The 22,235-nt window shown below is 51.4% G+C and carries 21 protein-coding genes; 10 read left to right on the top strand and 11 right to left on the bottom strand.

Features of this window, described 5'->3' with window-relative positions:
- Window positions 1-64: 64 nt before the first annotated feature.
- From ACFSUF_RS21195 to ACFSUF_RS21170, 6 genes are all read right to left on the bottom strand, one after another.
- Window positions 65-1,696, bottom strand: coding sequence for an extracellular solute-binding protein (locus tag ACFSUF_RS21195; protein WP_377606338.1), 1,632 nt, complete (start codon window positions 1,694-1,696; stop codon window positions 65-67).
- Between the two features lie 38 nt (window positions 1,697-1,734).
- Window positions 1,735-2,643 (bottom strand): carbohydrate ABC transporter permease, encoded by a 909-nt coding sequence (locus ACFSUF_RS21190; RefSeq protein ID WP_377606336.1) that lies wholly within the window; start codon window positions 2,641-2,643, stop codon window positions 1,735-1,737.
- A gap of 18 nt (window positions 2,644-2,661) precedes the next feature.
- Complete coding sequence (locus ACFSUF_RS21185) at window positions 2,662-3,624, bottom strand: ABC transporter permease (RefSeq protein ID WP_377606334.1); 963 nt, start codon at window positions 3,622-3,624, stop codon at window positions 2,662-2,664.
- 403 nt (window positions 3,625-4,027) lie between these two features.
- Window positions 4,028-4,903: a sugar phosphate isomerase/epimerase family protein gene (locus ACFSUF_RS21180; RefSeq protein ID WP_377606332.1), complete on the bottom strand. Its 876-nt coding sequence runs from the start codon at window positions 4,901-4,903 to the stop codon at window positions 4,028-4,030.
- A gap of 43 nt (window positions 4,904-4,946) precedes the next feature.
- Window positions 4,947-5,804 (bottom strand): sugar phosphate isomerase/epimerase family protein, encoded by an 858-nt coding sequence (locus ACFSUF_RS21175; protein ID WP_377606330.1) that lies wholly within the window; start codon window positions 5,802-5,804, stop codon window positions 4,947-4,949.
- A gap of 32 nt (window positions 5,805-5,836) precedes the next feature.
- Window positions 5,837-6,895: a Gfo/Idh/MocA family protein gene (locus tag ACFSUF_RS21170; protein WP_377606732.1), complete on the bottom strand. Its 1,059-nt coding sequence runs from the start codon at window positions 6,893-6,895 to the stop codon at window positions 5,837-5,839.
- An 84-nt stretch (window positions 6,896-6,979) separates the two neighbouring features.
- On the opposite strand from ACFSUF_RS21170, the gene ACFSUF_RS21165 reads away from it, so the two are divergent.
- Window positions 6,980-7,843, top strand: a complete 864-nt coding sequence (locus ACFSUF_RS21165) for an AraC family transcriptional regulator (RefSeq protein WP_377606328.1) — start codon at window positions 6,980-6,982, stop codon at window positions 7,841-7,843.
- 565 nt (window positions 7,844-8,408) lie between these two features.
- Here the strand turns inward: ACFSUF_RS21165 and ACFSUF_RS21160 are convergent.
- Window positions 8,409-10,007 (bottom strand): glycoside hydrolase family 26 protein, encoded by a 1,599-nt coding sequence (locus tag ACFSUF_RS21160; RefSeq protein WP_377606326.1) that lies wholly within the window; start codon window positions 10,005-10,007, stop codon window positions 8,409-8,411.
- 140 nt (window positions 10,008-10,147) lie between these two features.
- Window positions 10,148-11,029 carry an AraC family transcriptional regulator gene (locus ACFSUF_RS21155; protein WP_377606324.1) on the bottom strand — a complete coding sequence of 294 codons (882 nt, stop codon included), beginning with the start codon at window positions 11,027-11,029 and terminating at the stop codon, window positions 10,148-10,150.
- A 444-nt stretch (window positions 11,030-11,473) separates the two neighbouring features.
- Between ACFSUF_RS21155 and ACFSUF_RS21150 the strand changes: the two genes are divergently transcribed.
- The 8 genes from ACFSUF_RS21150 to ACFSUF_RS21115 all read left to right on the top strand — a co-directional run bounded on the left by ACFSUF_RS21150 (window position 11,474) and on the right by ACFSUF_RS21115 (window position 16,395).
- Window positions 11,474-12,232, top strand: coding sequence for an alpha/beta fold hydrolase (locus ACFSUF_RS21150; RefSeq protein ID WP_377606322.1), 759 nt, complete (start codon window positions 11,474-11,476; stop codon window positions 12,230-12,232).
- A gap of 114 nt (window positions 12,233-12,346) precedes the next feature.
- A complete protein-coding gene (locus ACFSUF_RS21145; RefSeq protein WP_377606320.1) occupies window positions 12,347-12,595 on the top strand; it encodes a spore gernimation protein GerQ in 249 nt (82 codons plus the stop codon).
- A 13-nt stretch (window positions 12,596-12,608) separates the two neighbouring features.
- Window positions 12,609-12,995, top strand: a complete 387-nt coding sequence (locus ACFSUF_RS21140; RefSeq protein WP_377606318.1) for a spore coat protein — start codon at window positions 12,609-12,611, stop codon at window positions 12,993-12,995.
- Window positions 12,992-14,128 (top strand): zinc-dependent alcohol dehydrogenase, encoded by a 1,137-nt coding sequence (locus ACFSUF_RS21135; protein WP_377606316.1) that lies wholly within the window; start codon window positions 12,992-12,994, stop codon window positions 14,126-14,128. The genes ACFSUF_RS21140 and ACFSUF_RS21135 overlap by 4 nt, the downstream gene beginning before the upstream one ends.
- A 30-nt stretch (window positions 14,129-14,158) precedes the next feature.
- Entirely contained in the window at window positions 14,159-14,368 is a 210-nt protein-coding gene (locus tag ACFSUF_RS21130; RefSeq protein WP_377606314.1) for a hypothetical protein, read from the top strand.
- 4 nt (window positions 14,369-14,372) lie between these two features.
- Window positions 14,373-14,669, top strand: a complete 297-nt coding sequence (locus tag ACFSUF_RS21125) for a spore coat protein (protein ID WP_377606312.1) — start codon at window positions 14,373-14,375, stop codon at window positions 14,667-14,669.
- 111 nt (window positions 14,670-14,780) lie between these two features.
- On the top strand, window positions 14,781-15,338 hold the full coding sequence (locus ACFSUF_RS21120) for a CBO0543 family protein (protein WP_377606310.1): 558 nt from the start codon (window positions 14,781-14,783) through the stop codon (window positions 15,336-15,338).
- Between the two features lie 601 nt (window positions 15,339-15,939).
- Complete coding sequence (locus tag ACFSUF_RS21115; protein WP_377606308.1) at window positions 15,940-16,395, top strand: cupin domain-containing protein; 456 nt, start codon at window positions 15,940-15,942, stop codon at window positions 16,393-16,395.
- A gap of 114 nt (window positions 16,396-16,509) precedes the next feature.
- Here ACFSUF_RS21115 and ACFSUF_RS21110 read toward each other — a convergent pair whose 3' ends face one another.
- The 3 genes from ACFSUF_RS21110 to ACFSUF_RS21100 all read right to left on the bottom strand — a co-directional run bounded on the left by ACFSUF_RS21110 (window position 16,510) and on the right by ACFSUF_RS21100 (window position 19,621).
- On the bottom strand, window positions 16,510-17,358 hold the full coding sequence (locus ACFSUF_RS21110; RefSeq protein ID WP_377606730.1) for a carbohydrate ABC transporter permease: 849 nt from the start codon (window positions 17,356-17,358) through the stop codon (window positions 16,510-16,512).
- Window positions 17,359-17,392: 34 nt separating this feature from the next.
- Entirely contained in the window at window positions 17,393-18,283 is an 891-nt protein-coding gene (locus ACFSUF_RS21105; protein WP_377606306.1) for a carbohydrate ABC transporter permease, read from the bottom strand.
- Between the two features lie 96 nt (window positions 18,284-18,379).
- Window positions 18,380-19,621: a sugar ABC transporter substrate-binding protein gene (locus ACFSUF_RS21100; protein WP_377606304.1), complete on the bottom strand. Its 1,242-nt coding sequence runs from the start codon at window positions 19,619-19,621 to the stop codon at window positions 18,380-18,382.
- A gap of 376 nt (window positions 19,622-19,997) precedes the next feature.
- Between ACFSUF_RS21100 and bglX the strand changes: the two genes are divergently transcribed.
- Entirely contained in the window at window positions 19,998-22,154 is a 2,157-nt protein-coding gene (gene bglX, locus ACFSUF_RS21095; RefSeq protein WP_377606728.1) for a beta-glucosidase BglX, read from the top strand.
- The last annotated feature ends 81 nt before the right edge of the window (window positions 22,155-22,235 follow it).

The following is a 22,235-nucleotide window of genomic DNA, read 5'->3' as shown; positions in this document are numbered from 1 at the left end:
TGCGAACGTAACCTGAGAGCCTGCATGGCGTGTTGCTGCCATAGGCCTCATGCTGTTTTATTTCTTACTTGCCCGAGTTCCAACGGTCATAAGCGCCCTGATAGATGGTAACGATTTTGTCGCTTCCCATCTTCTGAAGCTGGGCCTTGTATTTATCCCAGTTCGACAGAGGCTCCGCGCCCGTCACGAATTTGGCTTCCATTTGCTTCACATAGGTGTCCAGATCGGATTGAAGCGCAGACACTTCCGACTGCTCCTCCGTTGACAGGAACACATCCGCGAAAGGAGCCTTGCCGATCGGAGTCAGCTTCTTCGCATTCTCCTCATCAATCCAGTTGTCGAAATCGCTTCGCAAACCGAGGCTGAACGAGTTGTCATTAACGCCCGGATTCACGATGCCGTAATTTGGTGTCATTGTGCCTTTATATTCCTCACGTTCTTTGCCGCCCGGAACCGGCAGCCATTCTTTCTCATGCTTCTCTTTATTCGTATACTTCCAAAGCAGATTTTCAGGTCCTTGGGAGAACAGAGTTGCACCCTCGTAGCCGTAGAGATAATCAACCCAGCGCATGGATGCTTCAGGATTCGGGTTCGTACTCGAAATCGCAAACGTGCCGTTTGAAGAAATGCCCGGATGTTTCCCGTAGACAGGCGTTCCGGCAATGTCGCTCGCTACCGGCGTCATGAGCGGATTGTCCTTGCTCGGTTCGCCGCCAAGCGTAAAGTAAGGGAAGTAATCGCTGAAAAGTGCAATTTGATTGTTTTTGCCTTTCGCTTTCTTCTGCTCGTCCGTTTGCGAGAACGTCTCGTGATCCAGCAAGTTCTCATTCCACAGGCGGTTCATAAAGGTCAAATAGCCCTTGTAACCCTCTTCCTGCCACGGATAATGAACCTTGCCGGCCTTGTCCGAGTAAATGCCGTCATTGTACATGCCCCAAAAGCCGAAGAAATACATGCGCAAATCGTCCAGCTTGACGGAAGTGAGCGGAATTTCATCCGGCTTGCCGTTGCCGTTCGCATCCTCGTCCTTCACTCGCTTAAGATAGGTATACAATTCTTCCGTTGTCGCCGGAAGCTTGTTTTCCATGCCGAACTTTTTCAGGAATTTACCGTTGTACCACATCGGTCCGCGATACCAGACTGCAGACAGGTCAATGGCACGAAGCGCGTAAATATGTCCGTCCGGCGTCGTCATCGATTTGCGGAGATCCGGATGCTCGTCCAATATTTTCTTCAGGTTCGGCGCATAGTCATCGATCAGCTTTTCCAATGGGAGAAGGACACCTTGGCTGCCATAGGTTACCTGCTCGGAAGGCTTCAAATCGGCCGCGTAGAAAATATCCGGCAAGCTTCCGCTTGCAAAGACGAGGTTTTTCTTCGTGTCAAAGCTGTCCAGCGGCGCATTCTGGAACTTCAGCTTTACATTCGTCAGCTTCTCCATCTCTTGCAGGACGGGTAATTTATCCCAATCTGCCACGCCGGTATCCGGCGCCATCATCGTAAGCTCAACCGGCTTATCCACAATCGGGAATCCATCTTTCTTCACATTGGAGGTTGCGGCAGGCGTATTGCCCCCCTTACTTCCACCGTTGTTGGCTGTCTTCGGTCCTTCATTGGACGAGCTGCACGCGGCTGCAATCGAGCAAAGCATTGTGAGGCTGAGCAGCAGCAACCCTGGTTTACGTAACTTATGCATTCGAGAATCCTCCCCATTCTGGCTATTTATGTTCAAAATCAGCCCTTAACGGAACCGATCATGACACCTTGGACAAAGTAACGCTGCAAAAACGGATAAATCGCAATCACCGGCAGCGTGGACACGATAATGACGGAATATTTGACCAGCGAGGCGACTTCCGCCTTGTTATTCAAGGCTGCGGCAGACGCAGAATCCATTGCACCGCCCGCTTGCGCCGACATTTCCTGCAACACAAGAATTTGACGCAAAATCAATTGGAGCGGATACTTGGCTTCATCATTTAAATAAATAAGCGCCGAGAAGTAGCTGTTCCAGTTTCCTACACCATAGAATAACGCCATAACCGCAATAATCGGCATCGAGAGCGGCAATATAATTGTAAGGAACAGCCGCATGTTGGTACATCCGTCGATTTGCGCAGCATCCTGTAATTCCTTAGGAATGGAGGACTGGAAAAAAGTCCGCGCTACAATAATGTTCCAGATCGACGCCGCCGACGGAATGACGATGGCCCAGACGGTGTTCACCATGCCAAGGTTTTTGACCAGCAAATACGTGGGCACAAGGCCGCCGCCGAAAAACATCGTCACCATGAACATCCCCATAAAGAAATGGCGTCCGACAAAGTCTTTGCGGCTGAGCGCATAAGCTGCGGGTATCGTGACAAGCAGGTTAATTGCCGTACCAAGCAGCGTGTAGAAAATCGTGTTGCCGTAGCCGGACCAAATTTTTTGATTCTGAAACACGATCTGATACCCCTTAAATGTAAGCCCTTTCGGCCATAGCCACATTTCCCCCGAGCCCACGAACTTGGGATTGCTGATCGAAGCGCTTACCATGTAAATGACAGGATAAGCGACAATGATAAGCGCCAACATGACATAAATATAATTGCAAATGAGAAATAGCTTATCCCTGCCCGTTTCTCTCACGCCGGATATCATCGATTCCACCTCCTTTCTCTACCAAAGACTGTTTTCGCTTGTGCGGCGTACAATCTGGTTCACCATGATGAGCAGAACGGCATTAACGACGGAATTAAACAGGCCGACCGCTGTGGAGAAACTATACTGCGCATCGATGAGGCCTGAACGGTACACGAATGTCGAAATGACATCCGAGGAGCTCATGTTCAACGGATTTTGCAGCAGCAATATTTTCTCGAAGCCGACACCGAGGAGACTGCCCATGTTCAGAATTAATAAAATCGTCATAGTCGGCACAAGCGTGGGAATATTGATGTGGCGTACACGCTGGAAGCGCGAAGCCCCGTCCATAATGGCCGCCTCATGCAATTGCGGATCGACGCCGGCCAGCGCCGCCAAATAAATGATCGTTCCCCATCCCGCGCTCTGCCACACGCCTGAGAATACATACATCGTTTTGAACCAGGCCGGGTCTGTCAAAACATCCGGTGCATCGATTCCGAGCCATTTTAACATATAAATGAGAATACCTGATGACGGAGACAAGAATGTAATAATCATGCCTGCCATCACAACGACGGAAATGAAATGCGGCGCATAGGTGACCGTCTGAACGAGCCGCTTGAAGAAACCGTCCTTCACTTCATTGAAGGCAAGCGCGAGAATGATCGGAATCGGGAACCCGACCGCCAGGTCATACAGGCTAATGCTTAACGTGTTCCAAATTAAATCCCAGAAATAATAGGAGTCAAAGAATCGGACGAAATGGTCGAGGCCTACCCACGGACTCCCCAATATTCCTTTAGTCGGCACAAAGTTTTTAAAAGCGATTTGAATACCGTACATCGGACCGTAGCTGAAAATAAGAAAGTAGAAAAAAGCTGGCGCAATGAACAGATATAGCTCCCAATTCTGCAGTACGCTCTTCCACCGCTTGTTTCTTCCTATTCCGTTGTGCGCAAGCGTACGGCCTCTCAAGATAGCTTTTGAAGGCTGCATCGTATCCTCCCTCCCGAACAATTTCATATAAGTTGTGATATCTTGTATCTCCGCAAACCGGTCTTTGCCAGCGCTTACATTAACCATAGCCAACAGAGGCGGAAACCGTAAATATGTCATTTTCGTTTAGCCGGCAGCCGTTGCCTTTTCCTGCAAAATAACTTGTTTCCCCCATATGCCAATCTTGCATGCATGTGTAGTTTTTGATGAAAACCCGTGTTCCTCTCCCTTTCGCAATTATAACCAATTGCGCTGGAACCGTGTCCAAGCTGTAATTTATGCGGTTACGGGTAAAAATCAAAAATTACATGTAATCGTTTCTATGAAATCTCCGGAAACACAAAAATGCACCGAACAGGACATCAGGTCCGTTCGGTGCATCCAATACACTTAACTGCAGCAATTATTTATAACCTTTAATAAATTGAATCGCTTTGGCAATATCCGCTTCCGGGTTGTTGCCGACTTCACGCTCGATGGTCAGGTAGCCCGTGTACCCGATATCCTGAAGCGCCTTAAAATAGTCATCAAACTTCACACGGCCTTCGCCGAGCGGCAGCTCCCGATAGCTTGCGCCCGCCTGCGCTTCCTCGGCGAGCCGTTCATGGCTCATCGGCTCATAACCGAGCGCGCCGTACACCTCGCGAGGATCGACGACGCGCAGGCGGACGCCGTCTTTCACATGCGTATGAACGATATAATCCTTCAGTTGATAGACGCCTTGAACCGGGTCGTCGCCGGTCACCATCACCATATTCGCCGGATCGAAATTGACCGAGACGCCATTCGTGCTAAGCGAATCGAGAAACCGCTTCAAATGCGCCGCCGTTTCCGGCCCTGTCTCGATGGCAAAATAAGCATTCATGCTTTTCGCATACATGCCCAGCTCTTCGCACGCACGCTGCATCGTTTCATATACCGGGCTGTTCTCCTCCTGCGGAACGATGCCGATATGCGTAGTGACAATGGACGTGCCCAAATCAACTGCCAAATCAAGAATACGCTTCGACTTCTCGATCTTGGCAGCGTTGGCCGCCGCGTCCTGAAAGCCATGACCGGCCAGATCGCCGCAAAGCGCGCTGATCTTCAGGCCCAGCGAATCGACGTAGCTTCGCAGCTCCTCACGCTGCGCTGCCGTCATGTTCGCGGGATCCATTTCCCCGGAAACGGCATAGATTTGCACGCCGTCAGCACCAAGCTCCTTCGCTCTTCTTAGCCCTTCTCGCAAATCAAGGCGCAAGCTGTCCACCATAATTCCAATCGGGTTAACCAGTGTCATTTGCCATAATCCTCCTCTTTTTCCCGCCTTTGATGCAGCCTAATTACGCTTCGGCCCAATATTTCCTTATATTGTCCAAACCAATTTTCGTGGCCCGCCTGCACTCCTCCAACCCTTCGAACTCCAGCGACAAATATCCGTCATACCCGGAGTTCTTGATGACGCGAAGCACCTCGGGAATGTTAATATCGCCGTGGCCTGTGATCGCACCGCGTAAGTAGTTCCCGCTGGCAGTTCTGAACCAGCCCTCGCCGGGATGCTGAGAAGCCGGACGCAAATAGAAATCCTTCACATGAACCATGGAAGCGATCGAAATGTTGTTCTTTACAGCGGCAATGGAATCCTCATCCGCGCACATGAAGTTGCCGATATCGAGCGTAGTCCGGAAGTTATCCCGGTTGACCCGGTTCACGAGAAGCTGCACCCGGTCACTGTTCTGAACGAAGTATCCGTGATTCTCTACACTCGTCACGATGCCGTACTGTGCCGCATGGTCAGCAATTCGGGCACAAGCCGCAGCAATCCGATCCAGCATACGGTTGAAATTGCCGATGGAGATATCACTGCAGCTCGCCGCATCGTGGCGCATGCGCTTGACGCCAAGGCGCGCAGCAGTATCCACCTCAGCCATGACACGAACAATTTCCGCTTCATACGCCTCCTCGGTCTCAGTGACAAAATTGGCCGAAATAGCATAGTTGGAAATGTCGATGCCTCGCGCAGCCGCTTTCTCCCGAATTGCGTCAGTCAGTTCCCCATTTCCGGTTAGTTCAAAGCCGAGCGGAACGATTTCGATATGCTCGCCGCCCTGATCCGCAACCCAATCCACCACACCCAAAATATCCATTTCCCCGGACTTCATCGCTCCGAGCAAGCTGTATGAGCTCACACCCAGTTTCATAGCTTCCGCCTCTTTTCCTGAGATTTTCCGGCCTACAGCAGAACTTCCCGTCCCTTGGCCGCCGATTCATAAATACCGCACAGCATTTTCATCATAGAGACTCCGTCTTCCACCGGGCTGATCGGCGCCGTTCCCTTCTGTACGCAGGAGATGAAATGATTGATTTCATTACAAAATGCCTGAGTTATATCAATGGATTTGCTATCCGTCTGCGGTGCCATATTCAGAATCGTATCGTACTTCTCCGTAACCATCGCAAGCTCCGGCTCAATCTCAACGCCGCCTTTGTCGCCGTAAAGCTTGACTGCAATTTCATCCTGCTTCGCATGCACCGTGAAGCTTACATCAATCAGCAGGGATGCGCCGTTCTCGAAGCGAATGAGCGCATTGGCCAAGTCCTCCACGCCATTCGTAGCAGGATCATAGTCAGCCGCCTTATAGAAAGACAAATTATTCACATTAGAACGGTTGCCCAGCTTGTGATAGGTGTTGCCGCTTACCGATACCGGCTTCGGACGCCCCATCATGTACCAGCATAAATCGATGATATGTACCCCCAGATCAATCAACGGCCCGCCGCCGGAACGCTCCGGGTCCGCAAACCAGCCGCCCGGATTGCCCAGCCTGCGGATGCAGGAAGCTTTGGCATAATAAACATCGCCAAGTTCACCTTGGTTGATAAAATGTTTCACAAGCTGCGCGTTAGCGTCATAACGGCGCACAAAGCCGACTTGCAGCGTCTTGCCCGTCTCCCGCACCGCAACTTCTATAGCATTCGCTTCTTCAACCGTGCGGCAAAGCGGCTTCTCCACCAGCACATGTTTGCCGGCCCGCAAGGCAGCGATGCTAATCTCCGCATGCGAATTGTTCCATGTGCAGATGCTGACCGCCTCCACATCCGGATTCGCCAGCAAGTCCGCGTAGTTCGTGTACACATGCTGCATCCGGTATTTCTCCGCTGCGGCGGCCGCACGCTCCCGGTTTACATCACAAATGGCGTACAGCTCGGCGTTATGGTTTTTGGCATAGGCCTGCAAATGCATATCGGAAATCGAGCCCGCTCCGATGACACCGATCTTTAGCTTGTTCAACATGGAATGATACCTCCTGTATGAAGGGTGGGTTTTGTTATACAATCAGGATAACATGACAGTTGAAAAGGAAGAATGCCCATTATGGCCACTTACATGGATTATACGGTCAGCCTGAACCCGATTCGAATCATTGACCGCACCACCGATCGAAGCAAGCTGAGCATACAGTCCCTATCCATCTACAGCGTCGGACATCTTCCGAACCGGGTCCAGTACCGGTCCGAAGCAACATTCCTCCATTACGCGCTAGTCTATATCGCAGACGGATCCGGCACCTACCGCGTTAACAACGGGGAGAAGCAGGCCGTGGAGCAAGGCAGCTGGTTTCTGTTCGCGCCGGGGTCAGTGTACGACTATGGTCCGGAGGGGCGGCAAACATGGGACGAATACTATTTCACAATCGAAGGTCCGCGGATCGGAGAGTGGATGTCCAGCTGGCTGACGGAGCCGGAACGCGTCCGCCGCACGACGCATGATGATGCCGTGCAAAATAAAATCGACCGCATCTTTCTGCTGATGGACAGCAGCATCCCGGACAATCTGGACCGCGCCGCACTGCTGCTGGAATCGCTGCTGTTTGAGCTTGCGGCCGGCAGCGACGCTCGCCCCCGGCACCTGACAGGGGGAGACCGCTATACGGAACTGATGGAGGACATTGCAGCAACCATCCATCAGCGGTTCGATGCCGAGGCGCTGTGCAAGCGCCACCTGATCTCCATCTCGACGCTGCGCCGGCTCGTTCACCGCCATACAGGCTACTCGCTTCACGAGTATGTGCACCGGCTTAAAATTTCGGAGGCCAAGAACAGGCTGCTCAACACCGACCAATCCGTCCAGGATATTGCCGGTTCGCTCGGGTTTGCGGACGTCTTCTATTTCTCGCGCCTGTTCAAAAAATTCTCGGGAGTCTCCCCCCAACATTTCCGCCATCATGAGCAGCGATGACGAAGAAGGAGCGTTGACGAAGGAGCGTGCCGGCGCGGAAAGGATACCAGGAAACATTACCTGTACCGGGCTGGATCGATACAACAGCAAGTCATCAACTTGTCCGCGCATAGAACAAAACCTCTGTCGAGAGGGAAGGCCGCGTTAAGATCCAGGTAGATTCACCGATAAGAATACCGTTTTCGTTTTCGGGACAACGCAGCTGGTAAGGCAATGAATTTCCTTGTATTGTTGCCGGTTTTCGCTATTTGCTTGGATCCAGGGAAAACCAGCAAAGGCACGACTGCCATTTTCCTTGTTGAGCACCTGTAACAACACGACAAGGTAATTCATCGTCGAAGTTTCTGCCAGACACTCCAAATTTCCGGATATAGAGTAATGACAAAGCAGATTAGCGAAATGGGTTACCTGCACGCTCTCATAAGTTTCCAATACTTCGCCTAAAATGGGGATTAGCCTCCGCTCAATTTCCACAGCAAAGTGAAAAGGTTGGCGGAAAAACTTATACATTCTGATAATTACAAAAAAACGGTGCAGACATTTCCCGTCTGCACCGCAATCCTTCTTATTGTACCGTCACTTTTACTGTGTTCGTTGTGACCAAACTGCCCGACGGGCCGTATGCCTTCACGACAACCGCCACGTTTTTGCCTGCATATGCTGCGAAGTCAATGTCCGTACGCCATGGAGGCAGCTGTGCCTCGCCGACCTTTCGGCCGTTGATCTCATAGGTTACCCTGGAAAGTACAGGAGCCCATGTTTTTACATAGCCCGCCACTTTCAGCTTGGCTGCCGGAACGGATCCGACGGCCATCGGCCGATAAGCTATCGAGGACTCGTCTCCGACGGCACCAAGATAGTAAGGCGAAGCAATCACGTCCTTATAAGCCTGGAGCAGACGTGCGTTCGCCGAAAGTTGATAGTACTTGATCCGTGCCGCATCATGGTTCGTGTCGAACCAGAAATTTGCTTTAATTTTGGGATACAGCAGCGGCAGCGTGCCATACAGCTCGTGGACTTTGTACACGGCCCAGTCTGATTTGTCGAGCATTTTCTCAGGATACATATAGGAAATGGCGCCCTCGGAAATCATGATCGGCTTCCGGTTCGCGAACAGCTTATAGACCGCATCCAGCTTGCCGAGATGGCTTGTCCGGTCCTCGCCCAGCTTCAGCGGATCATCCTTCGGATTAAAGATGCTGTACAGGCTGATCCCTACCCAATCCACATAAGCGTCGCCCGGATAATAATCCTGAATCGTGTTTTCCGGTTCCGGGTTCGGAGCATAAACCATCGCTACATTGTCCGGAGCCTCTTGATGCACCACATCCGCCACGATGCGGAATTTTTCGATATATTGCTTCGGTGTGGAGTACCAAGGCACCCATTTCCCGTTCATCTCATTGGCAAAGCGCAGGAAGAACGGAATGCCCGCTTCCTTCAAGTCTTTTGCGAATTGATGCAGGTACGCGTCATCTTTTACTTCATCGATGCCCTTAAGCGGCTGAAGGCCGATCTGCAGCGCAGCGCCGTTGGCTTTCGCCTTCGCGATATGCGTGCGGATAACGGACAGAGGCTGTCCATACGTAAAATAGATCAGATACCCCGCATGATGCTTCCCCGTCAAAATCGGAAACTGTTCTGTATAAAAAGGCTTCCCGTTCTTCGGGTTATGCACCGCCGGATCCTGTTCCGCATAAGCGCCGAGCAGCACCCCGTTCGCCGGCTCCAGCAGCGCCAGCTTGCCGCCGGAAGGCTCCACAGCTGTTTCATAATACAGGCTGGCACTGCTCCGCAGCCGGTTCGCTTTATACTTAACCGCAATGCTGTCCTGGGTCCGGCCTACTTTGGCGTAGTAGGATGACTCCAAATCCCAGTTCTCCACAGCCTTATCATAATTGCCCAGCTTAACGTAATTCTCGCCGATCCGGCGGTGCATTTGTCCAGCATTTCCGTACTCTTTTTTCGCTAGAAATTGAGGAACCGCCGTTTTGTACTTGTTGATGGCCCCTGTATAATCCTTCTTCGTCTCCAGCTTTACTGCCTGATTGTATGAATCCCATACCGTTTCTGCAGATACCGCTGCCGGCATCATCGAAGCCAGCGCCACCATCGTGCCGGCAAGCACCGCCGCGATCAGCTGTTTTCTCGCATTCATCTTCATCTTGATTCCTCGTTTCCCGCAAAGCCCCTGTCTGGATGCTATGACAAATTAACAATACATTCCATTAATTATAGTCATTCGGGACTAGTTCACAAGACAAAATCTGACAAATTGGTTCTGCTTCTTTGGAGGACAGTCTTTTAATCCAAATCTTTTTTGGTAACAGGGACCCAAATTTCGCTTCGGAATACCGGTGAAGACACATCCTTGTGCTCATTCCACAGCATTTCCGGCCCTTCTGCCAGCTGGTAGGTGGAGGAAGGGAACCATTCCGAATAAATTCTCCCCCATATATTTTGCAGCGTCTCCGGAAACGGGCCAACCGACTCGAATACAGCCCATGTGGAAGCCCGCACTTCAAGCTGAGCCAGACCGGCAGGACACTCTTTGGTTGTGGCGGCCCCGATATAATGATCCAGCTCTCCCTTCTCCTCCATTCTGCCCTCGGAAAAATGCACAGAAGCACTGACCAGCCCAGCCGGTTCTACATTAGATAACTCTTTGATGGTCCGGATCGTTTCCTCATTCAGACTTTGCCACATGGCCGCGATCTCCGGATTCACGCCGTTGAACACAATCGGCACCCGTCTTGTAATCCCTGCAATCCGAAAAGCTTCCTTCTCTACGATGCGATAATTCATTTCATTCCCTCCTTGGATAGTAAGCTGAAAAGTCATGGTCGGAAAGGATTTCAGCGGCTGCCCCCGATGCCTTGCTTCTGAAGGTGTCACCCCGTGCAGCTGGTGGAAAGCTCTTGCAAAAGAGTCCGGGGAGCTGTATCCATACTTTACGGCAACATCAACTACCTTCTGATCGCCATGGACCAGTTCAAAAGCCGAAAGGCTGAGCCGTCTGCGGCGGATATATTCCGATAACGTAACTCCAGCCAGAAAAGAAAACATTCTCGTAAAGTGATACTCCGAGCACATGGCGATCCTCGCCGCTTCCTTCAAATCTATGTCATCCGCCAGATGGTCCTCAATATACTTCATAGCCTCGTTCATCTTTTGCAGCGAATCCATAACATCCCTCCTTTCTTACAACAAGAGTAACAGGTCCGCCTTACGGCTGCCCGACTTTTTCTGCACCGTTTTGATGCTTTTTGCGAACCGTCAATCCTTACATTCCGCTAACGAACCGCACACACCCTATTTACTCAAAAATGGCTCTTTTACAAATCTAACGAACCGTAACATCGCTATGAAGCCAAAAATGCAGAAGTTTGCATGGATTAGAGGGAAATAACGTTACTAGAGTTCCTTACAATCTGAAATTAGTAAATTTCGGGCAAATAGGGTGTCCTGGGTGGGTTCGTTAGCGTTGAGGCAGACACAGTTGCCAGGCTGGCCTAACATGCGGGAGCAGGCACAGACTGCTCCACCGTGATTTTCAAAGTTGGTGAAACGGACACTTCCCCGCCTGCGTATCGTTAATCAAATCTTCTTTAAACAAAGCGAGGTGCTTACATGAACATTCAACAGCATACCCTTCAAACTTCCAAAGGAAAGCTGCGTTACCATCTCAACCGGAACGGCCGGCCCCATATTGTACTGATTAACGGAGGATCGGGTCCTATCGAAGGCTGGATGAGAATCCTGCCCGGTATCTCCGAGACCGGCTCGATTTTTGCGTATAACCGGCTTGGTGTCGCCGGCAGCGATAAGCCGAAAGAGCCTCAAGACGGCAGGACGATCGTGGAAACGCTGCGGGAAGCCTTATCACTAGTTGAATTGGAACCTCCCTACTTGCTGATAGGCCACTCCCTCGGCGGGTTGTACGCCAACCTATATGCCCGGCTTTACCCTGAAGAAGCAGCAGGCGTCATCCTGGTTGAAGCCAGCCATCCCAAAGATCTTCAACTCAACGAGTACCAAGGCAGCGCCGTCAAAAGCCTCAATAAGATCTTCTCCATGTTCGACTCTTTTTCTCCCCATAAGCAATGGAATGAGGTCCATTTTGTGAAAAAGACCGCGGAACAGCTGCAAACAGCAGGACCGTTCCCCGACATTCCCGTTTACGTCATTACAGGCGGCAAGGAAAACCGGATGATGCCGGAGGAAGCACGTAAACTAAGACTGAACCACCAGCTGGAACTCCTCACGCTATCCAACCGCAGTAAACACATTATCGCTGCAAAAAGCGGGCATTTTCCTCAACTGGCAGAACCCGGCCTACTCATAGATACGATAAAAGAGGCGGCCCAGCAGATTTCCATACATCCATAATCTTGAAAGAACGAGCTTCCCTTGCCGCGGACAGCTCGTTTTTTTTTGTTTGTATAAACCAATTTCGGAAGGAAACGCTATCTCAGTAAAACCATAACTGGAGGTGATACGAAAATGAATCAACTGCCGCCGTTAGCCCCGCACGAATCTGTAGACCTTCACGAAGCTTTGAACTTTAAAACTCTTTGCCTTGCAAAGTCCAAGCTGATGCAGGGCCTTGTGTTTGACCAGGAACTGAAAGACCTGATGCAAAAAGATGTCGAGCAATCCATCCGTGCGATTGCCGAACTGCAAGCCGTTTATGCCAGAGCTCCCTTCCAAGTACCCGTACCGGCTCACCGGCCGACTCCAATTTTAAATTAAAGGGGACTATTGAATGAACAACGATTATTTAGATCCGATCAACGCGCTGAATATGCCGGAAACGGCGGATATGACCTTTGCTATGGACTTTCTGATCCGTGCCAAGGAAGGCGTAAGAAATACAGCCATCGCCCTAACGGAGGCCGCCTCACCGGACGTGAGAGCGCTTCTTCGCAGCCAGCTGCGCGAGGGGCTTGCCATGCACCAGGAAATTTCCGAGCTTATGATCCGCAAGAAGTGGTTCCATCCCTATGAATTGAGCGAACAATATCAACTCGACCAGCAATCTGCCAAAAATACTGTGATGATCGGCCAAATGAATTTGTTCCCGAAAGATACACGCCGCAAGGGAATGTTCGACCGGACGCCGGACGAACACGCAGGAGGACATGAAGCATGAAAGCCGTAACCTACCAAGGCATCAAAAATATCGAAGTAAAAGAGGTCCCGGATCCGAAAATCGAAAAGCCGGACGATATGATCATACGCCTAACTACGACGGCCATCTGCGGATCGGACCTTCACCTTTTGCACGGGATGATTCCCAACCTTCAGGAGAACTATGTCATCGGGCACGAACCGATGGGGATTGTAGAAGAAGTGGGGCCTGGCGTGACCAAGCTGAAAAAGGGCGACCGGGTCATTATCCCGTTCAACGTCGCATGCGGAGAGTGTTTTTACTGCAAAAACCAGTTGGAAAGCCAATGCGATAACTCCAACGATAACGGTGAACAAGGCGGTTTTTTCGGCTATTCCGGAACCACCGGTGGCATTCCTGGCGGCCAAGCCGAGTATTTACGCGTTCCTTTTGCCAACTTCACTCATTTCAAGCTGCCCGAAAGCTGCGAGCATCCCGATGAAACGCTATGCCTCATTGCCGATGCCATGACCACTGCGTTCTGGACCGTAGATAATGCCGGGGTAAAAAACGGAGACACGGTCATCGTCCTGGGCTGCGGCCCGGTAGGCTTGCTCGCCCAGAAATTTTGCTGGCTGAAAGGCGCCAAGCGCGTCATAGCCGTGGATTACGTAGGTTATCGCCTTGCGCATGCGAAGCGTACAAACAACGTGGAAACCGTGAATTTCGAGGACCATCAGGACACCGGCAGCTATCTGAAGGAGATCACCAAAGGCGGAGCGGACGTGGTTATCGATGCGGTTGGCATGGATGGCAAAATGAGCGACCTGGAGTTCCTTGCCAGCGGTCTGAAGCTGCACGGCGGAACGATGAGCGCGTTAGTGATCGCCTCCCAAGCGGTCCGCAAAGGCGGAACCATCCAGATTACCGGCGTATACGGCGGCCGTTATAACGCTTTTCCGCTCGGCGATATATTTCAACGCAACGTCAATATCCGCTCCGGACAAGCTCCCGTCATTCACTACATGCCGTATATGTACGAGCTGATTACAACAGGCAAGGTGGATCCGGGGGATGTGATCACCCATGTCCTTCCCTTGAGCGAGGCCAAACGGGGATATGAAGTGTTCGATACCAAGACGGACGATTGCATCAAAGTAGTCCTGAAACCGTAAGAGATGAAGGAAACGGGAGGAAACATGCAAATGGATCAATCAACCTATGCGCTGCATGAAACACTTGAGGTACATGAAATCGCTGCTTTTAAGACGGTCTGCCTTACGAAGTCCAAAACCATGCAGCTGCTTATATCGGACCCGGAACTAAAGCAGATCTTGAAAGATGATGTTCAGCTATCTACCCGGCAGCTTCAGGAACTCGGCGGGCTGCTGTCCAATACACAGCAAGGGAGATGATCCGATGAATCCCATTATTGAGCGCTTAACAGGGATGAATACACTGACCGATCAGGTCATCGCAATGGATTTTCTAATCACTGCCAAGAGCGGTGTCCGTAACTATGCTATGGCCGTCACCGAATGCGCTACCCCTGAAGTGAAAGCCATTCTTACGAAGCAGCTGGAGGAAGCGATCGACACCCATGAGATCATCTCCGCTTACCTGGTTCAGAAAGGACTCTATCATCCGCACAACGTTAACGAACAAATCAAGCTGGACCTGCAAAATATCGAGACTGCACTGAATGTGCCTTCCTGATCACGGCCGCTCCCTATGTAGGAAACGGGAGCGGTATGGTATTGTTTGTTAAGCATTACCGGATAATTTTCTCCTTCTTTCGTAAAATAAGGAACAAAGGAGGCCGACCACATGCAATATCCTACCTATGATGATGTCCTTCAGGCTAGGGAACGTCTGCGTGATGTGTCGGCTTCCCACTGGTACCATGAAGATTTAGGTTCGTGGCAATGGTGGTTCCTTTTGTTAGTCTCGATTGTGCCATGGATCGTTTGGCGGCGGTACAGAGATCGAAACCGAAGCTATGAAATCCTGTCATACGGGTTTCTGTGGGCATCGTTGGCCACCAGCTTTGATGTCATCGGAGGAGAACTGCTGCTGTGGGGGTACCCCGATAAACTGCTGCCGATGGTTCCGCCTATGTTTCCAGCTGACTTGACGGTGATCCCGGTGCTATATATGTGGATGTATAAATGGGCAAGTACCGCCCGCAAGTATTTCATAGGCACGCTGGCTCTGGCTTTCTTGTTCAGCTTCATCATAGAACCGGTGTTCATCTTCTTCCACATGTTCTTCCTTCAACATTGGAAGCACATCTACTCGTTCTTCGGGTTTATCATCCTGTCTTACGTCGTTCTTTGGATTCACCGCAAAGCCGGCGGCCAGGTTTCCGGAAGTTTCCATGAATAGGATCTTGCAACGGCGCATTTCCCCCTTCAGCTCATGTTCCTGCTGCTTATTGGCGAGGTCGATTTATTCATTAAGCATTCCCAGATGTACCGTCTCCGCAAAAGCTCCTGAACATAACGTGCCCGCTCCCGGGTACCCGGGCAGCGGGCGTTGTTTGTTCCGCTCCAGCTTCTCCTGAAACACCTAACACACTCCTCCTCGGGGCGGGCCATCGCTTCCTCCGGACGGATGACATGGCTTCCGAAGGTTGCACGATATAGTCGCTGTGGATGGACAGGAGGCGGATGAGAACATGTTCATCGCTAACAGAGTGGGGACAGGGAAAGCTACATGTTGTATTTTTTACAACACTTTGTTAGATGTTTTGACCCCAAAAGGCGGAATGTTGCACTTTGTACAACAATAAGCTGATCAAATGTACGGTTTATGCTGAAAATGTTGTATAGAGTGCGCATTTCGGGTAAAGCAGAGGAAACTTCAATGCGATTGTTGTAGAAAATACAACATTCTGTCCTAGAAACACGCCTCGTCGCATCATTTTGCTAGAACGTTATTCACCTGGATTGCAGCTCAAAGATACCGATATTGGAGGAATGGGTTTGTGTCGTATTTAGATGTTATGGGACCACGTGTCAGACTTTTGACGGAGTTAGCGGAAAACCGGGATTACAGCCAGATGATTGCTGAAGTTCCGCCGCATGTTGTCGTACCTCTTCACAGTCATGAAGACCGCGAAACCTTTTATGTTTTTTCGGGCGAACTTGAAGCTTATGTAAAAGACAGCTGGAAAACCGTTCGAGCCGGCGAAGCCATTGATATTCCGGGAGATGTAAAGCATGCTTGGAGGAATTCCACCAATGAAGCTGCAACCCTGCTGCTTACATCGACTGCGAAAATGGGAGATTTTTTTGTTGAAATCGGCCGTCCGGCGGAATCTGTTCAACCGGGTCCTCCCTCCCCTGAAGTTCTGCAGAAGTTTGTTGGAACGGCCATAGCTTACGGCTATTGGCTTGGAACACCGGAAGACAATGCTGCGATCGGCATTAAGCTTGGGTAAGCTCCTCCACAAAAGCAAATAAGCGGCAGTACAGGATATTTCCTGCTCTGCCGCTTTTTTATGCCCGTTACGCACGCCTTAAAGTACCATTGTCTGAAAGGGAGTGGATATTTCTTATTTCATCCCCGAGATCGAGTAGTTTTCAATAATATGCTTTTGGAAAAACACAAAGATGGCGATGATCGGCACGACCATGAAGGCGGAGCCGGCCATCTGGAGCGCATAATTGCCCCCGTACTGCCCTTTCAGCAAGGAAAGCCCCACCGACAGCGTATACAGAGCCTCATCGTTGGCGATAATCAGCGGCCACAGGAAGCTGTTCCACCCTGCGATAAACGTCAAGATCGCCTGAACGGCAATAATGGGCTTCGAGATCGGCAACACGATCTGCAGGAACGTTCGAAACTCGCCGGCACCGTCGAGCCGTGTCGCTTCCAGAAGCTCATCCGGTATCGTCGACATGAACTGGCGGAAAAGGAAGATGCCGAACGCGCCTACTAATCCAGGAAGCACAATGCCCGCCATCGTATTAGTCAAGCCCATATAGTTCAGAATCAGATATACCGGAATCATGGTCACCTGTCCTGGAATCATCATCGTGGCCAGCACCAGCAGGAAAAATTTCTCCTTGCCCTTAAATGTATACTTGGCAAAAGCAAAACCCGCCATGGCATTCAAAAACAGGCCGAGAAAAGAGAACAATACGATAATCAGCGTGTTTCTCAAATATAAAGCGAAGTTCATATTGGCGAACAAATTACGGAAATTATCAAATGTCACTTCCGCCGGAATCATTGTCGGGGGAATCTGCAACACTTCGCTTTCCGTTTTGAACGCCGATAGAATCATCCATAGAAACGGCAGCAGCATCAGAAGGCCGCCGACCGTCAAAACAATGCCCGCAGCCCACTGGAACCCGCTGTCCCCTGCCCTTCCCTGCGTTTTCGTCCGGTTCACTGTCATGGAACTCATAAGATCACCTCACCTATAGACCGGGTTAAAAATCGGTCTCTTTCTTTTGCAGACGGAATTGAATCAGCGTGATCGCAATGATCGCAAGGAACAGAACGAAAGAGCCCGCGGCCGCGTAACCGAAGTTGCTCATGGAAAACCCGTTACGGTAGATGAACAGCGCTACGGATGTGGTACTGTCGAGCGGTCCGCCCTCTGTCATAATGAACGGCTCCTCAAAGAACTGCAGCCAGCCGATCATTGTTGTAATGGACACGAAGAATATAGCATAGCGAAGCATCGGAATCGTAATATAAACCAATTGCTGCCAACGGTTTGCCCCGTCCAGAGCCGCCGCCTCGTAATATGATCTCGGAATGCCCTGCAGGGCCGCGATAAAAATAATCATATTTAGACCGATCCCGCGCCATAATGCCAGAATGATCAGCGAAATTTTCGCCATGACAGGGTCTGTAAGCCACGGTACGGTTCCTGCGCCCGCTTTTTCCAGTAAATAATTAAAAAGTCCGATACTCGGGTTATACAGATAGCTCCATACGACCGCCACCGCTACTACGTTCGTTACCGATGGCATATAGAAAACGACGCGGAATACTTTAAACGTCCGTGATTTTCCGAAATTAACAAGCAAAGCGATCGACAACGAGAACAAAATAACAAGCGGTACCCCGATGACGACGTAAAACAGCGTATTCAAGATCGATTTGACAAATATCGGATCCGACAGCACCTGCACATAATTCCCGAAACCGATGAATTGAATCGAAGAAAAATCCCCCAGTCCCGCAATGTCCATGTCGGTAAAACTGATGACCAGAGCTACCAGAATCGGCAGCAGCGAGAACAAAGTAAGCAACACAATGACCGGTGCTATAAACAAGTATGGTGCAGCCTTGTTTGTGCTGAAGCTTCTCAAAGCTATCCCTTCTTTCGTTGCGTTGATGCATGAAAGCCGTTAGACAAGGCGGCACACGCGGGAAGCCCGCTGAAGGCCGCCTGCCCGGGGCGATTATCAGTTAAGTATTTGTTCCGCCTGTTTGTTGAAAGCATCCAGCTCCGGCTTCACATCGCCTGTACCGCGGTATATTTTCTCAAATGTCTGAAGGTAGCTTTGCGCAATTTTCTCCCAAGGCTTGATCAGCGGCATAGGCTCGGACGCCTCCAGCTGCTGGCCGAAGACACGGAAATTCGCATCATCCTTCAACGCCGGATCCTCCCAGGCTTTCTTCGTCGAAGGCATGGACTGGGTCAGCTTGAACCACTCTGCCTGAGTTTCTGGCTTGCTCATATAAGCAAGGAATTTCAGAGCTTCCTCTTGGTTCTTCGAATGCTGGAAGATGGACAAGTTGGAACCGCCCAATGCGGAAATGTTATTCTTTTTCATCGGAAGGACGGCAGTAGCCCATTTGCCTTTCAATTCAGGAGCCTGATCATTGATCAGCTTGACCATCCAAGGGCCGCTGATGAACATCGGCAGAATGGCATCTCCCTTAAAGCCTTGGACGATGTCCAGACCCAGATCTTTCGGAGCGGAACCGTTAGTATAGAAGGAATTCAAATATTCGATAGCTTCCACAAATTCCGGCTGATTGAACTGCGGTTTGCCGCCGTCGATCAGCTTGGAGCCGTTCTGACGCGCGAACATAAAGCCCAGGCTCTGTTCCTTCGCATCCAGGGAGATCCCGTACTTCCCTTTGCCTCGTTTGGCCAGCTTTTGGGCCGCATCGCTCAGCTCTTCCCAGGTTTTCGGAGCCTGCTTATAGCCGACCGACTCCAGTAAATCCGTGCGGTAATAAAGTACCCGGGTGTCGATATACCATGGAACTCCGACTACGGCACCTTCATAAGCGGCGGTATTCAGCGTGCCTTCATAGAAATTGTCATTCTTTAATTCAGGATACTTCTCCTGGTGCGGCTTCAAATCGAGCAGCGCTTTGGCGGAGGCGAATTCCGGAATCCAGGTTGTTCCCATCTGAAGGACATCCGGGCCTTTCTTCGAAGCCACGGCGGTCAACAGCTTGTCATGAGCCGTATCCCAAGGAAGCGCCTGCACTTTCACGTCAATATCCGGATTGTCCTTCTCGAACGCTTCGGCAATTTTCGGCAGCGACTTGGCTTCCTCTCCCATTCCCCATACGTTCAGCGTTACCTGCCCGTCTTTGCCGCTGCCGTTTCCGTCGGAACCGCATCCCGCCAACATCCCGGATAGGAGCAGAGTGCTTGCCAGTACTGCTGTAACCATCTTCTTCTTCATGATGTCTTCCTCCCCTTAAAGTACAATTCTACCATGCATCTTACAGAAATCGTCCGTTTCCCGGATTGAAACAGCTTTCAAAAACTTTAAAGCGCGGTTGTGAAACGATTCTCCGGATGCCTGATTCAGCTTTGACATTCGCAATAAAAACGTTTCGATAAGATTATAAAACATTTTGAAATCGTATTCAACTGCTTTCTATTATGCTATAATGAACCAAAAATAGCAAAGATATAAACGTTTCGATATGCTATTTAACAATTTGACTTCGTTTTTTATTATCTTTATAATGCATTTTACAGTTTATAGAAACGTTTCTATTGAGTATCTTTTCTTCATTTTCATTACATTACCGCACTCGGGAGGAACTATGACGATGGTGAACGATCTGCAAGTACTGCTTCAAAAGATGACCCTGGACGAGAAAATCTCACAGCTGCTGCAGCTGGCCGGCCATTTCTTTGACGGAACCCATGGCGAAATCACAGGTCCTATGGCATCTTTAGGGATTACAGAAGAAACGGTGCGCGATACAGGCTCTGTACTTGGCGTCACCGGAGCGCAGGATGTCATTACTTTGCAGAGAGCCCATCTGGAACGAAACCGGCTGGGTATTCCTTTATTGTTTATGGCTGACATTATACACGGCTACCGGACGATCTTCCCGATCCCGCTCGCTATGGGCTGCTCATGGGACCTGCAGCTGGCGGAGCGCAGCGCTGAGGTGGCGGCGAAGGAGGCTGCTGTTTCGGGTGTTCATGTTACTTTTGCTCCGATGGTCGATCTGGTCCGGGATCCCCGCTGGGGACGCGTCATGGAATCTACGGGGGAAGATACGTATTTGAACAGCGAGTTCGCTAAAGCCTTCGTACGCGGCTTCCAAGGAACGGACGACTTGCAGGATCCGTTGCGTGTGGCGGCGTGCGTGAAGCATTTTGCCGCTTACGGCGCGGCTGAGGCGGGACGGGATTACAACACGGTAGATATGTCCGAGCGCCAGCTTAGGGAGTTCTACCTGCCGGCCTACCGTGCCGCATTGGAAGAGGGATGCGAAATGGTGATGACCTCTTTTAATACGATCGACGGGATTCCGGCTTCCGGCAACCGCTGGCTGATGAGGAAGCTGCTCAGGGAGGAATGGGGCTTCAACGGCGTTGTTATCTCGGACTGGGGGGCCGTAAAGGAAATGATTCCGCACGGCGTAGCTGCAGACGAAGCGGAAGCGGCGCGAAAGGCGATCATAGCCGGATTAGATATCGAGATGATGACGTCCTGCTACCCTAAGCATCTGAAGGGACTTGTCGAATCCGGAGAAATCAGCGAGGCGCTGATTGACGAAGCGGTATTGCGCATATTGACGCTTAAGCAGAAGCTGGGCCTGTTCGAAAATCCGTACCGCGGTGCGGATGTAGAGCTGGAACGTGCGGTAGTATATTCCGCCGAGCACCGCCAGGCAGCCCGCGACGCCGCTGCGGCGTCCTGCGTGCTGTTGAAGAACGAAGGCGTCCTTCCGCTTCGCAAGGACAGCCGCATCGCGCTGATCGGCCCGTTCGGCCGGAGCGGGGATCTTCTCGGCGCCTGGTGCTGGCGCGGGGTGCACGACGATGCCGTACAGCTGTATGACGGCATGGCTGCGAAACTCCCGGCCGGCCTGCTCACCGCAGCGGAAGGCTGCGGCGTTGAAGCGCCGGCAACGGAGGCGCAGCTGGCCGAAGCGCTGGAAGCAGCGCGCACGGCCGACGTCATCGTGCTGGCGCTCGGCGAGTCCGCTTCCATGAGCGGCGAAGCCTGCTCCCGCGCGGACATCCGCCTCCCGCAGGCGCAGCTCGATCTGCTCGCCAAGCTGAAGCCGCTTGGCAAGCCGATAGCGGTCGTCCTGTTCAACGGACGCCCACTGGATTTGCACGGCGTCATCGATGAAGCCGACGCCGTGCTGGAAGCCTGGTTCCCAGGCAGCGAGGGCGGCGCCGCCCTCGCGGACCTGTTGTTCGGCGATGTGAGCCCGACCGGCCGCTTGACGATGTCCTTCCCTTACGCGGTCGGACAAGTGCCGGTCTATTACAACGCCTACAACACAGGCAGGCCGAACGTGCCGACCGCACCGGACCATTACGTGTCCAAGTATCTGGACATTCCGAATGAACCGCTGCTCCCGTTCGGCTTCGGGCTAAGCTACACGTCGTTCGCATACAGTGAAGCAGCATTATCCGGCGGCACCATGACGCCGGATCAGCCGCTCACGGTCTCCGTGCGCGTGACGAACAACGGCAGCGCAGCCGGCGTGGAAACCGTTCAGCTCTATGTGCGCGACATGGCCGGCGACGTCGTCCGCCCCGTGAAAGAGCTGAAGGCGTTTCGCAAAGCTGCGCTGGAGCCAGGCGAAAGCGAAGTAGTCCGCTTTACGCTCAGCGAGGAGCAGCTCCGCTATTATCACGCGGATCTGACACACGCAAGCGATGCCGGCTCGTTCCGCGTTTACATCGGCCCAAACAGCCGCGATGTAATCGAGCTTTCCTTTGAACTCGCTAAATGAGGTGAAACCGCCGGCGCCGTCCTTTAGGCGGAACAGTTCGTTTCATTCCGGAGAATATCAGAATGGAGTATAACGAGAAAC

Origin of the sequence: Paenibacillus gansuensis, from assembly GCF_042684925.1 — a bacterium.
Lineage (GTDB): Bacteria > Bacillota > Bacilli > Paenibacillales > DY6 > Paenibacillus_N > Paenibacillus_N gansuensis.
This window is presented reverse-complemented; position numbering and strand designations above follow the sequence as displayed.

Coding starts and splice junctions, on each gene's coding strand:
- ACFSUF_RS21195 (WP_377606338.1), bottom strand. CDS start 1,696: ATGCATAAGTTACGTAAACCAGGGTTGCTGCTGCTCAGCCTCACAATG.
- ACFSUF_RS21190 (WP_377606336.1), bottom strand. CDS start 2,643: ATGATATCCGGCGTGAGAGAAACGGGCAGGGATAAGCTATTTCTCATT.
- ACFSUF_RS21185 (WP_377606334.1), bottom strand. CDS start 3,624: ATGCAGCCTTCAAAAGCTATCTTGAGAGGCCGTACGCTTGCGCACAAC.
- ACFSUF_RS21180 (WP_377606332.1), bottom strand. CDS start 4,903: ATGACACTGGTTAACCCGATTGGAATTATGGTGGACAGCTTGCGCCTT.
- ACFSUF_RS21175 (WP_377606330.1), bottom strand. CDS start 5,804: ATGAAACTGGGTGTGAGCTCATACAGCTTGCTCGGAGCGATGAAGTCC.
- ACFSUF_RS21165 (WP_377606328.1), top strand. CDS start 6,980: ATGGCCACTTACATGGATTATACGGTCAGCCTGAACCCGATTCGAATC.
- ACFSUF_RS21160 (WP_377606326.1), bottom strand. CDS start 10,007: ATGAAGATGAATGCGAGAAAACAGCTGATCGCGGCGGTGCTTGCCGGC.
- ACFSUF_RS21155 (WP_377606324.1), bottom strand. CDS start 11,029: ATGGATTCGCTGCAAAAGATGAACGAGGCTATGAAGTATATTGAGGAC.
- ACFSUF_RS21150 (WP_377606322.1), top strand. CDS start 11,474: ATGAACATTCAACAGCATACCCTTCAAACTTCCAAAGGAAAGCTGCGT.
- ACFSUF_RS21145 (WP_377606320.1), top strand. CDS start 12,347: ATGAATCAACTGCCGCCGTTAGCCCCGCACGAATCTGTAGACCTTCAC.
- ACFSUF_RS21140 (WP_377606318.1), top strand. CDS start 12,609: ATGAACAACGATTATTTAGATCCGATCAACGCGCTGAATATGCCGGAA.
- ACFSUF_RS21135 (WP_377606316.1), top strand. CDS start 12,992: ATGAAAGCCGTAACCTACCAAGGCATCAAAAATATCGAAGTAAAAGAG.
- ACFSUF_RS21130 (WP_377606314.1), top strand. CDS start 14,159: ATGGATCAATCAACCTATGCGCTGCATGAAACACTTGAGGTACATGAA.
- ACFSUF_RS21125 (WP_377606312.1), top strand. CDS start 14,373: ATGAATCCCATTATTGAGCGCTTAACAGGGATGAATACACTGACCGAT.
- ACFSUF_RS21120 (WP_377606310.1), top strand. CDS start 14,781: ATGCAATATCCTACCTATGATGATGTCCTTCAGGCTAGGGAACGTCTG.
- ACFSUF_RS21110 (WP_377606730.1), bottom strand. CDS start 17,358: ATGACAGTGAACCGGACGAAAACGCAGGGAAGGGCAGGGGACAGCGGG.
- ACFSUF_RS21100 (WP_377606304.1), bottom strand. CDS start 19,621: ATGAAGAAGAAGATGGTTACAGCAGTACTGGCAAGCACTCTGCTCCTA.
- bglX (WP_377606728.1), top strand. CDS start 19,998: ATGGTGAACGATCTGCAAGTACTGCTTCAAAAGATGACCCTGGACGAG.